Here is a 13,230-nt window from a genome sequence, read left to right on the forward strand (position 1 = left end):
TTTGAAAATGCCAGACGTTAAGCCGCCGAACAAGATTCTCCCTGCCTTCTGTGATACAATAGGTCAGCAATTTAGGGAGGGAAAAGACTTGGCAAACGATAAAGCAGAACTAATTCGCGAGCAGAAACGTGTCGATATTGTTTTAAAGACGATCAAGAAGCGAATCGAAAAGACCGAGCAGATGCTGGCTGATGCCCATCAGGAAACCCGGGCTGTCGAGAAGAACTACGGTGAAAACGCCTCAATCAACCGCTACGAAGTCGACGACATTGCCGAATCACGGGCAATGATTGAACAGCAACGCCGGCTGGTCAACCAGGCGGTCGAAAATGAAACAATTCTCAAACGGCAGCTAAAGACCCTTAAGCAGCTACAGGCTTCGCCATACTTCGGCCGGATCGATATCCAAGATCCCGGTGAAGATGAAGCAGAATCTCTTTACATCGGCACTGCCTCCTTGATGAACGAGGACGAAACCGACTTTTTGATCTATGACTGGCGGGCTCCTATCTCGGCCGTTTATTACAACGGCACCCTCGGCCCGTGCTCTTACCAAACCCCTTCTGGTCAGCGCCAAACCACCCTCGTCAAGAAACGCCAATTCACCATCCAGCACGGCAAAATTACCCATATGTTCGACACCAATGAACTGGTCGGCGACGAAATGCTCCAACAGGCCCTGAGTGAACACGATGATCGGCAGATGCACAACATCGTCGCAACCATCCAGCACGAGCAAAACGACATCATTCGCGATACCAAGAGTGACCTCCTGCTCGTTCAAGGGGTTGCGGGTTCGGGAAAAACATCAGCTATCCTGCAGCGGATCGCCTACCTCCTCTATCACTCACGTGAATCACTCAACGCCGATCAAATCGTTCTCTTCAGCCCCAACCTGCTCTTTTCGCGCTACATTGCGGATGTTCTACCGAGCCTGGGCGAACGCAACATGCGGCAAGTAACCCTCGCCGGCTTCTTGAGCAAACGGTTCGAAGGCTTGACGGTTGAATCACTCTTCGACCGTTATGAAAAACGCCGCACCAGCCACGCCGAGCACCCGGTTGCCGACTGGCTGGAACAACCGGCAATGATGAAGGCCGTCCGTGATTACCTGCAAGAACTGCACGCTGGCCAGCACCAACTCTGCTTCACTGCACTCAATTTCAACGGCAGTGAATTCTTCTCGGCCCAGCACATCAAAGACATCTTTGCTCAACAGCCAACGGCGATGAGCATTGTCAATCGCCTAGTTCGCACCAAGAACGTCTTAATCCGGGAACTTCAGCACCGGGTAACCGTCGAAGCCCGCAGCAAATGGATCGCTGCTGAAATGGATGATCTGACCACTCTCCAACTCCACCGCTTGTATGGCAAGCACAGCCCCCAAGATTTCGAGGACGAAAAAGCCGCCCAGCGCTACCTCGCCCGTCGCTATACCAAAAATCGTTTGCGGCCGGTTGCCGAGGCCATTTACAATAACTATTTTCTCGATATGTATGAACAGTATCACAACCTGCTCAGCCACATCACCGTCCCCGCCAAGATCAGTCAACGCGAATGGACATCGATGATCCTCCAGTACAGCCAACAACTTGAATACCACCAGCTCGCTCTGATGCACGCTGCTCCCCTGCTCTACCTTCGGGACCTGATTACCGGAGGCGGCCAAAACCGGGCCCTCCAGTACGTCTTCATCGACGAGATGCAGGACTACTCACCAGCAATGCTGATCTATTTACACCATGCTTTCCCGATGGCTCGCTTTACGATTCTCGGTGACAGTGAACAGGCCCTCTTCAATCCCCTGGAACTGCCGGAAACTCTGCTCCAAAATCTTGGCAACGCACTGGGAGCCGAACACTCCAATCTAATCGTTTTGCGGCGGGCCTACCGCTCCACAACAGAGATCACCGACTTTGCCAAAGCCCTGCTTCCGGACGGGCAGCGCGTGATTTCCTTTACCCGCCACGGCACCAAACCACGACTGCTGACTAGTGACGGTGACCAGCAGAGCCGTGCGCTCTTGGCAAACGAGGTTCGGCGCCTGGCTAACGGCCAACAAACCGTCGCCGTCCTGACCATTGATGACAAACAAGCCCACACCATCACCCGTCTGCTTCACCAAGCTGGCATTGATGCCAAGAGACTCTCCACTCAGGACAGCGAACTGCCATCTGAAGTCGCCGTTCTCCCCATCTACCTCGCCAAGGGGCTGGAATTCGATGCGGTGCTGATTCCGGATGTCTCCGCAACCGCGATGCCAGACCAGAGCTTCACCGGGATTCTTTACACGATGGCTAGTCGGGCCATGCACGAACTGACGATGATCAGCAACGGCCCCGTAACACCGTTGATTAACGATGCCGTCTGTCAACATCTCAAGATTGAAGCCCAGATTAGCCCGCGGGACTGAGGACGAGCCGCGACAGTGCCCCCTATTCTTACGATTTTTTAATTAATTTCTAATAATATATTGTCAAACAATGGCGGGCCGCGTATGATGTTGGTAGAAGGTGAAATTAATGAACACGAATGATAATCAATTGAATTTATTTTATTGGTGGCTGACGACAATGATCCGTTAGTCGCCTTTCGTGTGGTTGCCGGATAGTCCATCCGGGAGCATTTCACCACCAAAATTGCAATCCACCCGGGTGCTGACGATTAACTCAGTGACCCGTTTTTTTGTTAGCCCTTATTTGAGAAAGGAAGTCCTTTTTATGCCAAAAGCTAAGCCTTCAGTTGCTGCCCGCTTCAACCAAAATATTAAAACTGTCCAACCGACCGGCATTCGTGAATTTGATGCCCAGTGCAGCGCCATCCCCGACATCATCAAATTAACGATTGGTGAACCCGACTTCAACGTCCCGGATGCCATGAAACAAGCGGCCATCGACGCGATCAACAACAATGATTCTCATTACGCTCCTGCCGTCGGTTCCGAAAAGATGCGGCTGGCCGCTAGTCATTTCCTGAAGGACCGTTACGGCTTGGACTACGATCCGGACAGTGAAATTGCCATCACAATCGGCGCTTCCGAAGGTATTTTTACCGCACTCGGCGGTTACACCAACCCCGGCGATGTCGTCTTGATCCCAACACCAACTTTCCCAATGTACATGGCTATCACCCAGTTCTTCGGCGGCCAGGCGGTGGAACTGGACACCAGTGCTGACGACTTTATTCTGACACCGGCCAAATTGCAGGCTGCCCTGGACCAGTATGGTGACCGCGTCAAGGCTCTGGTCCTCAACTACCCATCCAACCCGACCGGGGTCAGCTATTCTGCTGAACAAATCAAAGCCCTGGCTGATGTCTTGAAGGGAACCGACGTCCTTGTCATTGCCGACGAAATCTACTCTGAACTGGTTTATGACGGCAAGCACACCTCCATCGCCAAATACATCCCTGAACAAACAATCGTCTTGAACGGGGTTTCCAAGTCCAGTGCCATGACCGGTTACCGAATCGGTGTGCTGGCTGGTCCAGCCCAACTGGTCAAGCCGGTCTTCCTTGCCCACAGTCTCGACGTCACCGCAGCTGCCGACCCGTCGATGGCTGCTGCGGCTGCCGGAATGGACACTCCGGCCGGACGCGAGGCCACTGCCAAGATGCGCGATGAATACAAGCGCCGCCGCGATTTCCTCGCCCCGGCCCTCCAGAAATTGGGCTTCGGCCTCACCAAGCCGGTCGGTGCCTTCTACATTTTCGCCAAAATCCCGGCAAACCAAAACCAAGACGACGTCGCTTTTGCAACTGCCCTGGCAAAGGAAGCACACGTAGCCACGACGCCAGGTTCCTTCTTCGGTGCCGGCGGCAAGGGCTACCTGCGGATTAGCTACGCCGCTAGCATGGCGAACATCAAAGAAAGCGTTCAGCGGATCACAGCCTTTTTGCAAAAATAAGGAGAAATCATCATGACAAGCATTTTAATGACCAGTGTTCGTGATGATGAACAAGCCGCGATTCAAGACTACGCTGCCAAGCATCACATCACGATCCAGACAACCCCCAAATTAATTAACGATGCTCTCGATCTCGTTCCCGGCAACGACGGGGTCATCATTCAACAACGGGGCGCCGTCAGTGAGGACGTTTACGGTGTCTTAGAAGCCAACGGGATCAAACAGTTGACGACGCGAACCGCAGGGGTCGACACCATTGACCTTCATCTTGCTCACCAGCACAGCCTCGTGGTGACCAACGTTCCCGCTTATTCTCCACGGAGCGTGGCTGAATTTGCTCTGATGCAGATCTTCCGAATGCTGCGCCATACTTACGCTTTTGACCACCAAGTAGCCGCCAATGACTTCAGCTGGCACGGCTTGCAATCCAAAGAAATTCACTCGGCAACGATTGGCATCATCGGTGTGGGCCGCATCGGTGGCACCCTCGCCAAGCTCCTGCACGCTCTCAACGCAACCGTCCTGGGGTATGATACAAAACCGCGGACTGATCTCGACGGGATTGTCCGTTTCGTATCAAAAAAGGAGCTCCTGCAGCAGTCTGACGTCGTAACGCTCCACGTCAACCTCAACCCGACCGCCGAAGGGCTGATCGCTGCTGAAGACTTCAAACTGATGAAGCCGACAGCCGCACTGGTTAACGCCAGCCGGGGGCCTGTTGTTGTGACTAAGGACCTCGTCACCGCCCTTCAAACCCATCAGATTCAGGCAGCCGCTCTCGATACGGTTGAGGGCGAAGCCGCGATCTTTGCCCAGGATCACTCCCAAACCGGCATCGCCAAGCAGCTGCCGCTAGTCGATGAGCTCAATAAGATGGACAATGTCATCCTGACACCCCACATTGCTTTCTACACCAACGTAGCCGTCCAAAACATGGTCGACATCGCCCTCGACGATGTTTTAAGTATCATCAACGGACAAGCGCCACAAAACGAAGTTCGGTAAACAAACCTCCGCCAAAAAGGAACGGGTCCGGCAGTTCATCACTGTCGGGCCCGTTTTGGCGATTCACAGGAAATTTCTTTCCATTTTTTCTGCAAACTCAAAGCCATCTAGCGGGCTTGAACCGCCGACCTCATCCTTACCATGGATGTGCTCTACCTAACTGAGCTAAGATGGCAAGTATATTTTATTACTAGTCATCCCCAGAAGTCTACTATCTTTTGGTAATAAAAAAACCGGCCCCCGACTTACCGCAATAAGCCAAGAACCGGTTTTCTAGCCAATAGTAACAAGCTACTCGTTCGCAGTTGTTACATTATCATTTTATCTGATTTAAAATAACTTGCAAGATATTTTACATCAATTTTTATCCAACAAGAAAAGGGCTACGACTGGGAAAATCGCAACCCTTCAGAATGGTGCTATTGCATACCCACCCACTGGGGGACGGATGGGCATGCATTCGCCATCTTTAATTCGAACTCCCCTAGCGTGCCTAACGGCATCTCAATTAACAATATTATAACACAGCTACTATCATTTAAAAAGAGATAAACCAGACTATTTAAGCACTGAGCCATCACCAAACCAAGCTCAACACTTACCGATCCTCCCTTCGAACGGCTGACAACCAGAAGTTGCGAACATCGAGCGATTATCATCCAATAAAAAAGGGCCCGTCCAGAATTACTACACGGGTCCTAGGGAAAAAGTTAACAGGCAATTTTGCTATTGGGGGGACAAAACTCTAACTGCTAACTTTGATCATAACAGCTCATAAGAAGCTGCTACTAATCATTCCTACAATTTTTATCTTAGCACACATTAAGCTAAAGATAAATGTTTTTTCGCGATTTGTTTCTGATTTCTTAAAAGTTATTTTGTAATATTAAAGTATCTAATAAAGCATCTTTCGCTTACTTAGAGCAAAAAAAGGACGGGCAAAATTGATTTTGTCCGTTCTTTTTAGTTAGATAAATCCATTCAATCAAGCATCTCTAAACAGCGATTTATTAATCAAATGATTATTGAATCCTTAGTTGTGCCGCCGTTTGCTGGTTCCCAGCATCATTGCCAGTCCAGTCATTGCCAAGCCTGCAAGGCCCAACACAGCTGCCTGATCATTGCCTGTCTGCGGCAGTTTTTGTGTCTGGCTGTTAGATTGAGCTGTGCCCTGTACTGGCGCTACCGTAGTCTTCGTCATTGCTGTCTGCGTTGACGTTGCGCTCGGAACATTATCTTGTTGCAGCTGTGTTTGTTTGCCCTGGTCGCTTGGTTTGTTTGGTGTCGTTGGTGTTGTCTTGCCGCCATTATCGCTCGGTTGATTTGGCTGCGTCTTGCCGCCGTTATCACTCGGCTTGTTCGGTTCAACCGCATCAGCCACGTAGTAGACATCGACCGTCGAACTGGCCGTATCAGCCGTGACGTTGTTTTCTGCTGCCACTTCAGTAACGGTCTGCCCGTTCAGGGTTGCATGATAGCCGTTCAGTACTGGGATTGTGTAGGCAGCAAAACCATCGTTGCCGTCAGTCGTCCAGTTACCATAAGTCGTCTGCCCATTGGTCGTCGTATTAGTCCGGTTAAAGTGAACCGTCTGAATCGTCGGTACAACTCCGCCATCTGGTTCATGGAGATTAATCGTCCGGGTGACGGCACGGGTTTCCGTCGTTTCTGTCGTGTCGCTTGGCTTATTAGCATCAGCCGTGTAGTAAACATCAACCGTCACATTGTTGCTGTTGTGGTTGACCGTCAGGAAAGGAACTTCAGTAACGGTTTGGCCATCGATGGTGGCATGGTAACCACTGATTGTTGGAATCTCGTAAGCCGTCAGCGTCTGGTTGCCCGATGGGGTCCAGTTGTCGTAGACAGTACTGTCAATTCGGGAAACAGTATGACTGAATGCCGCATTCTGGCTTTGCCGCGTGGTCGTCCCGTCTGGGTTGTGGAAAACGATTGTCCGGGTGACGTTCTTTGTTTCAGAAGAAATCACATCAAATTTAGGAACCACGTGAACCACAGAGTCCACTGAAACTGTTTCGCCATCAGCTAGTTTCAGGTTCAGGGTAATTGGGTAGTCGCCTTCAGTGTTCACGTCAACCCTGCCTGTGTAGCTCAAGTCACTCTCTTTGGCAGCTACTTCACGAGCCCCGTTCAATTGCTTAACCAGGGCAACGTTATCCAAGAAGTTCCACTTTTGACCAATGCCAGTGCCACTAGTCCGGTTGCCGATCTTGGTAACCCGGCCGCCGTATTCAACTGTTACTTCCTGGCCGGCCAAAAGACGGTGAACTTCAAGGTACATGGCCGGTGAAATCTTGATGCCAGCTTGTTGACCCTGGTGGAAGATCTGCAGATTAGAATTTACAGCTACCTTGCCGCCAAAATTATTGTAGGAGTAAAAATCCATAACCCCACTATTATCGGCTTTCAGGTTAAAGCTGTAGCCGTACTTGGACATCACCTTTTGCATTGCTGGCAGATCAATGTAGTACACTGACCCGGTCCACATCTCAGGATCGCTGGTATGGTCAGTCGTCTTTGCCAGGGCGTGCATCTGGTTGTTGTCCATCCGGGCCGGGTGGTAGTTGAGATAGCTAACGTTATTATTGCTGATCTTCATCGTGTCGGCATCGCTGCTGTTCTTAAGCATTTGGTAAATCGAAATCGGCAAGGTGGAGTAAGTGCCATTGGCGTTCCGGTAAGTGAGCAGGAAGTATTCGCCAAGGTGATCATTTAGGTTATAGGCTGGTGCGCCCACCCGCAACTGCAAGTCAGTGGAGTGGACAAAGTGTGCGCTGACCAGGAATAGGCTCTCCCCGACGTGGAAACGGTTGGCCCAGTAGTTATTCGTCCCGTAGACAATGCTGCCGTTCAGCTTACTCTCATCGATCTTCAGCGGAATGACAACGTTCATACTCTAGCCCGCCGCCAGATCAGCATCAACTTTGACATAGATCACCTTTGACCAGTCAAAATCATTCGGCAGTTGGTTAATGTTCTTGTAGACCCCATTGCCCAGCGAATAGGAAATCATAACGTTAGTGCCGCCATTAACCGTCAGACCCTTGCGAGGATCAAAGCGGGAACTATCGAGGGTGATGTCCTTATAAACTTCTGACATCGATTCGTGGTTCCGTTCCAGTGGCAGGAAGTAAACAGCATCCACATGCTTCGTTTCATTAGAATTGTTGACGATTACACCATGGGCATCCATCGTGCTACTTTTCGCCGGGTTGACAATCGCCTGTTCAGTTTGTCCAGAATTGTTGGTGCCGCTAAAAGGCGTCCGAACTGATGAATCAGGAGTCGAAACATAAGCGCCATGGGCAATTCCTTCATCGGTAACTGTCGGGGTTGTCGACTGGTTATCGTAGGCCGGATTGCTGATAATTGCCGGTGCAGCTTGGCTCGCTTGAGCTTGTTTCGAAGTCCCAGCGTTGTTGCCGGTCGTGGCTGGTTTAATCGTTTGATTATTATTTGTGCTTTGTGTCGTGGCTGTATTGGCAGCATTATTATTGCTAGTAGTATTCTCACTAGTATTAGTTGCTACTACTGGTTTAGCGGCCACCGGAATCGTGGTCGAATTGCTATCAGCGTGAGCTGTATTATCAGCATTGGCAAGACCAATCATGGTCAGACCAATCATCACGGACGCAGCCCCAACACCCAGCTTGCGCAATTTTTGATTAGATAATTGTTTGCTGTTCTGCATCATGATTAATTACTCTTCCATAAATTCTATGATATCTACTTTTTGGCTTTATCTATATAATGATAACTTTCCTTACATTTCTAATCATAACACTTTTTAGACCACTTTCAACCCTATCTCCATACCACCATCGCCCAGTTAATCTACGATAGTTCACCACTTGTTTTCTCAATCATGCTTGCCTTCTAGTCCGCTTTAAGCCCTATACTGGTCTCAGCAATCAAATATTAGGAGGACTGCTTTCAATGGCTAATAAAATTTTAGTTGCTTATTATTCCCAATCTGGTAACACCAAGCGGTTAGCCCAGGCAATTGCCACAAACTACCACGCCGACCTGCATGAAATCAACGAAGTCGCAGGCACTTTTCCTGACGATATGTACGCGACTGACGACGTCTTCAAGCAACAATTGAATGACCACCAGCTACCGGCTCTAGCAAGTCAGCTGACCAATGCTAGTCAATATGACCTGATTTTGGTCGGCGGTCCGGTCTGGGACGCCACCGTCTCATCACCAGTCCGCACCTTCATCAATCAATTAGCAGGTTTTACCGGGCAAGTCGCCGACTTTTCGAGTGCCTTCAGCCAAACTGGCGCTTATGAACAGGACTTTGGCAAACTAGCCCGGCAAGCCGGATTGACCACCATCAGTAATGGTTTACACGTTAACGGCTCGCGGGTCAGCACCGGCCAGCTGCAAAAGTGGCGCCGTGAACTAGACCGCTATACCGATCTTTAGTTGACAGATATTCTTCAAGCAAGTAACATTAACTCTCGAAACGACATCCTTTAACAAAGTCCAGTGAGGCTTTCAAGGCACGGCAAAATCAAATATCCTCGTGAGAATGAATTGACAACCTTGGGTCCGCGGACTACAAGGTTGTTTTTTTATGAAGGAGGAAAATGATGGCACACCGTGATAACGTCGTCTTAGACGTCAACGAGAGGCCTAAACCGGGACAATGGTTTGGCCTTTCCTTACAACATATGTTTTCCATGTTCGGCTCAACCGTCCTTGTGCCAATCCTGGTAGGGTTAAACCCCGGGATTGCCCTATTCAGTTCGGGGGTTGGGACGCTCATGTACCTTTTGATTACCAGGCACAAAATCCCCGCTTACATGGGCTCTAGTTTTTCGTTTGTCGTGCCGATGATGGCTTTGATGAAATCCACCGGTTATCCGGGAATCGCCCAAGGGACTGTCGCCGTGGGTTGCGTCTACTTAATTGTTTCGTTAATTGTTTCCATGGTCGGTTCCGACTGGATTGACAAGGTCCTGCCGCCGATCATCGTCGGGCCAGTGGTCGTCGTCATTGGTCTCTCCCTGGCCAGCACGGCCGCCAAGGACGCCACGATTAATTCCGTGACCGGCAAGTACGACTTGAAGTTCTTCGCCGTCGCGATGATAACGATGCTGCTGACGATCATCTTCAACATGTACTTCAAGGGCTTTTTAGGCCTGATTCCGATTCTGATGGGTATCGTCTTCGGTTACGGCGTTGCCTGCCTCTTTGGCATTGTCAATTTTGCCCCCGTCGCCCGGGCCCACTGGTTCAGCCTGCCAGCTTTCCAGATCCCCTTCATCCAGTACCATCCCCAATTTTACTGGGGTGCGATCCTGAGCATGGCGCCGATCGCCTTCGTCACTATGACCGAACACCTCGGCCACATCATGGTGCTCAATGAACTGACGGAACGCAACTTCTTCAAGGATCCTGGCCTTAACCACACTCTTGCCGGTGACGGGACGGCTTCAATCATTGCCGGTTTCGTTGGGGGCCCGCCGGTCACCAGCTATGGTGAAAACATCGGAGTGATCGCGATCACCAAGGTGCAATCCGTTTACGTGATCGCCGGAGCGGCGCTGTTTGCCATCTTCTTCAGCTTTGTTGGCAAGCTCAGTGCCCTGATCGAAACCATCCCGATGCCCGTTATCGGGGGGATTTCCTTCCTGCTCTTCGGGGTGATTGCTTCTAGCGGGCTGCGGGTAATGATCGAAAATCACCTGGACTTCAACAAGAAGCGGAATTTAATGATCGCTTCAGTCATCTTGGTTATCGGGATCGGGAACGCCTACCTCAAGCTCGGTCAGTACCAGTTCTCAGGTCTGGCCGTTGCGGCGATCCTGGGAATCATCCTGAACCTGGTCCTGCCGCAAGAAGCGCGCAGCGAACGCGAAATGGCGGCCAAGAATCAACAAAAAGATGTGGCTGCTAAGTAAGTCGCAGAAAATAAAAAAGAGACTGGTTGATGCGTACCCCAAAGTTTGAAATCGACTTTGGGGTATTTTTTTACCAGTCTCTTTTCTTTATATCATCAGCACCGCGGTGCTTGTGCTTAATCTCCATAATGGTATGTTCCGGCTGAATCAGCCCGGTTCTGATAACGATCATCATGATGTAATGGCCGGATTACCCTGGCCGGATTTCCGGCAGCAATCACGTTAGCCGGAATGTCGTTGACGACGATACTGCCAGCACCGATGATACTGTTGTCGCCAATCGTGACTCCACCGACAACGGTAACAGCCGCCCCAAACCAAACGTTGTCGCCCACCGTAATCGGTCGGGCCTTGACGTAGCCAAGCCGCCGGCCGACCGGATCTTCAACGTGGTCGGAAGTATAGAAGCCGCACTTAGGACCAATCTTGACGTCATCGCCAAACTTAATCGGTGCACAATCCATAAAGAAGCCATCGTAATTGGCAAAGAAATTGCGCCCCAGATAAATATTGCGCCCAAATTCGACGTGAACATCCGGAAGAACCGTGAAGTTGTCACCAGACGTTTGGGCAAAAAGCTGCCGCAAAAGTCCTTGATCCGCCTTACCGCTTTGTTTGTAAGCCCAATTGTAACGCCGGCAGCATTCCAGGGCCCAATTCCGGACCGCCGTCAAAGTCGGATTCATATCATCGTAAGGATGGCCGGTATTCACCCGGGCCAAAACCTTACTGATTAGTTGTTCGTCCATGTCTTTGTCTCCCTTGCTAACTTATTTATTCCACAAGAACTTGATCAATGCCCGGTCGACTTGGGGATTCGAGTGCAGTTTGCTGTGCTGGGCCAGCGGACCGGTCATCTTCTTTTCCTGATAAGACTTAGCGCGACCATTGATCAGGTAGCGCAGGGTTTTGGACGAATTGTTTGGCACGGTGCCGTCAGTCTGGCCGCCCTTGTCACCGTAGATATTGAGCACCCGGGCGGTCTTCGCATAAGTCTGGCGCAGAACCAGCAACGGTTTGAAGCCCCGGTCCTCTTCTTCTGGCTTCCCATTGGCAGCAACTTTGATCGAACCATCAAAGCCGTTCCAGTGGCCAGCAATGTCGACGACCCGGTTAAGACGTGGCCGCTGACTACTGTTGGCATTGGCTGCCAGGTAGTAGGCAATATCCATGTTCCCCATCGAGTGGCCCACCAGGTTCATCTGCTTGAAGCGGTAGCGATTTTGGACCGCAGTGATGACGTTGGCGGCCCACTGCCCATCCTGCTTGAAGTTGGGGTTGCGGTTATTAGTGTATTGAACCTGAATGATCGGGTTCTTCGTCCCCGCCGGAATCGTTCCCCGCAGGCGAACGTGACCATCTAGTCCAACGGTTGCCCGGATCACGGTCTTGGTCACCCCGGCACGTTTGGCGGCGTCAGTCATATGCTGTTCCGCGTGCGCACTGCTCCCGTAGCCGTGGAAGAAGAAGGTTGGGGTGCCGATCTGCGGGCGGTTAGCGACCGGCTTATATTGAGTTGCCATGTATCCCCGCACCTGACCGATCCCGAAGAGGGCCACCAGGACGACAATGATCGCCAACCAAACTTTGCTGTGTTTTCGCATCATTAAAACCTCTTTTCTTTCCACTAAAATACTCTTCTTTGCAGCCCACAACAAGATTTTCTCCTTTTTTCCATTCCTGGTCTTGCCTTGAAGTTCACTCCAAGGTATAGAATCAGTTCAATCAAATGATTGAAGGGAGTCCTTTTTCATGAAAAAACTAATGAAGTTCATCCTCGCTGCAGTCGCAGCCTTCGGAATTTTTGCGCTGGCCAGTCAACCGGCTAACGCCGCCACGAACAAAGACGGCAAGAACAAGGTCCTCATCGTGTACTTTTCCCGGACAAAAGAGGTCTACAATGGTCCCCTCAAGGTCGGAAACACGAAACGGATTGCCGACGACATTCAAAAACGGACTGGCGGCACCGAATACGAAATCGTCCCCAAGAAGCCTTACCCCAACAGCTACAACAAAACCACTCAGGTAGCGCGTCGTGAACAGCAAAATAATGCCCGGCCAGCGATCAAAAACAAGCTGCCCAACGTCAAGAAGTACTCAACTGTCTTCATCGGCTCCCCAATTTGGTGGAGTCAGTACCCGATGATCATCCGGACCTTTATGGACAAGGAACCAGCCCTAAACTCCAGTTCTAAGACCATCATTCCGTTCACTACGGCTGAAGGTTCTGGCCTGGGCAACACGGCTTCAACCATCAAGAAAGCCTTCCCAAAGGCTAAGACCCAGAAGGGCTTCACGGTTCGTGGCAGTCAAGCCGCCAGTGCTCAGGGCAAGGTTAACCGCTGGCTGAAGAGCCTTGGTTACTAATCATCGGTAAAGGAAGTGGCGCT

Annotated in this window: 10 protein-coding genes and 1 tRNA gene; 6 read left to right on the forward strand and 5 right to left on the reverse strand. The window is 50.8% G+C overall.

Annotated elements, in window-relative coordinates:
- Positions 1-88: 88 nt before the first annotated feature.
- From helD to QOR82_RS00695, 3 genes are all read left to right on the forward strand, one after another.
- A complete protein-coding gene (gene helD / locus QOR82_RS00685; protein WP_283582845.1) occupies positions 89-2,413 on the forward strand; it encodes an RNA polymerase recycling motor HelD in 2,325 nt (774 codons plus the stop codon).
- A 307-nt stretch (positions 2,414-2,720) separates the two neighbouring features.
- A complete protein-coding gene (locus QOR82_RS00690) occupies positions 2,721-3,905 on the forward strand; it encodes an aminotransferase class I/II-fold pyridoxal phosphate-dependent enzyme (protein ID WP_283582846.1) in 1,185 nt (394 codons plus the stop codon).
- 12 nt (positions 3,906-3,917) lie between these two features.
- Positions 3,918-4,910 (forward strand): NAD(P)-dependent oxidoreductase, encoded by a 993-nt coding sequence (locus tag QOR82_RS00695; RefSeq protein WP_283582847.1) that lies wholly within the window; start codon positions 3,918-3,920, stop codon positions 4,908-4,910.
- Positions 4,911-5,011: 101 nt separating this feature from the next.
- On the opposite strand, the gene QOR82_RS00700 is transcribed toward QOR82_RS00695, so the two are convergent.
- From QOR82_RS00700 to QOR82_RS00710, 3 genes are all read right to left on the reverse strand, one after another.
- Positions 5,012-5,085 (reverse strand) — tRNA-Thr (locus tag QOR82_RS00700).
- A gap of 858 nt (positions 5,086-5,943) precedes the next feature.
- Entirely contained in the window at positions 5,944-7,821 is a 1,878-nt protein-coding gene (locus QOR82_RS00705) for a mucin-binding protein (RefSeq protein WP_283582848.1), read from the reverse strand.
- Between the two features lie 3 nt (positions 7,822-7,824).
- Positions 7,825-8,622: a YSIRK-type signal peptide-containing protein gene (locus QOR82_RS00710; protein WP_283582849.1), complete on the reverse strand. Its 798-nt coding sequence runs from the start codon at positions 8,620-8,622 to the stop codon at positions 7,825-7,827.
- A gap of 242 nt (positions 8,623-8,864) precedes the next feature.
- Here QOR82_RS00710 and QOR82_RS00715 point away from each other — a divergent pair, with 242 nt between their 5' ends.
- Together QOR82_RS00715 and QOR82_RS00720 are read left to right on the forward strand one after the other, a co-directional pair.
- On the forward strand, positions 8,865-9,359 hold the full coding sequence (locus tag QOR82_RS00715) for a flavodoxin (protein ID WP_283582850.1): 495 nt from the start codon (positions 8,865-8,867) through the stop codon (positions 9,357-9,359).
- Between the two features lie 167 nt (positions 9,360-9,526).
- Positions 9,527-10,840: a solute carrier family 23 protein gene (locus QOR82_RS00720; RefSeq protein ID WP_283582851.1), complete on the forward strand. Its 1,314-nt coding sequence runs from the start codon at positions 9,527-9,529 to the stop codon at positions 10,838-10,840.
- Positions 10,841-10,956: 116 nt separating this feature from the next.
- Here QOR82_RS00720 and QOR82_RS00725 read toward each other — a convergent pair whose 3' ends face one another.
- The gene (locus QOR82_RS00725; RefSeq protein ID WP_283582852.1) at positions 10,957-11,589 is read right to left on the reverse strand and encodes a sugar O-acetyltransferase; all 633 of its coding nucleotides are present in this window, start codon (positions 11,587-11,589) and stop codon (positions 10,957-10,959) included.
- A gap of 21 nt (positions 11,590-11,610) precedes the next feature.
- Positions 11,611-12,444 (reverse strand): alpha/beta hydrolase, encoded by an 834-nt coding sequence (locus QOR82_RS00730; RefSeq protein WP_408612894.1) that lies wholly within the window; start codon positions 12,442-12,444, stop codon positions 11,611-11,613.
- Between the two features lie 148 nt (positions 12,445-12,592).
- Here QOR82_RS00730 and QOR82_RS00735 point away from each other — a divergent pair, with 148 nt between their 5' ends.
- Entirely contained in the window at positions 12,593-13,207 is a 615-nt protein-coding gene (locus QOR82_RS00735) for a flavodoxin (RefSeq protein WP_283582854.1), read from the forward strand.
- Positions 13,208-13,230: the final 23 nt, after the last annotated feature.

This window comes from Limosilactobacillus difficilis, assembly GCF_947387495.1.
GTDB classification, from domain to species: Bacteria; Bacillota; Bacilli; order Lactobacillales; family Lactobacillaceae; genus Limosilactobacillus; species Limosilactobacillus difficilis.

Bases quoted from the DNA above. Each gene is read 5' to 3' on its own strand.
- QOR82_RS00705 (WP_283582848.1), bottom strand. From the start codon at position 7,821: ATGAACGTTGTCATTCCGCTGAAGATCGATGAGAGTAAGCTGAACGGC.
- QOR82_RS00725 (WP_283582852.1), bottom strand. From the start codon at position 11,589: ATGGACGAACAACTAATCAGTAAGGTTTTGGCCCGGGTGAATACCGGC.
- QOR82_RS00695 (WP_283582847.1), top strand. From the start codon at position 3,918: ATGACAAGCATTTTAATGACCAGTGTTCGTGATGATGAACAAGCCGCG.
- QOR82_RS00715 (WP_283582850.1), top strand. From the start codon at position 8,865: ATGGCTAATAAAATTTTAGTTGCTTATTATTCCCAATCTGGTAACACC.
- QOR82_RS00735 (WP_283582854.1), top strand. From the start codon at position 12,593: ATGAAAAAACTAATGAAGTTCATCCTCGCTGCAGTCGCAGCCTTCGGA.
- QOR82_RS00690 (WP_283582846.1), top strand. From the start codon at position 2,721: ATGCCAAAAGCTAAGCCTTCAGTTGCTGCCCGCTTCAACCAAAATATT.
- QOR82_RS00730 (WP_408612894.1), bottom strand. From the start codon at position 12,444: ATGCGAAAACACAGCAAAGTTTGGTTGGCGATCATTGTCGTCCTGGTG.
- QOR82_RS00710 (WP_283582849.1), bottom strand. From the start codon at position 8,622: ATGATGCAGAACAGCAAACAATTATCTAATCAAAAATTGCGCAAGCTG.
- QOR82_RS00720 (WP_283582851.1), top strand. From the start codon at position 9,527: ATGGCACACCGTGATAACGTCGTCTTAGACGTCAACGAGAGGCCTAAA.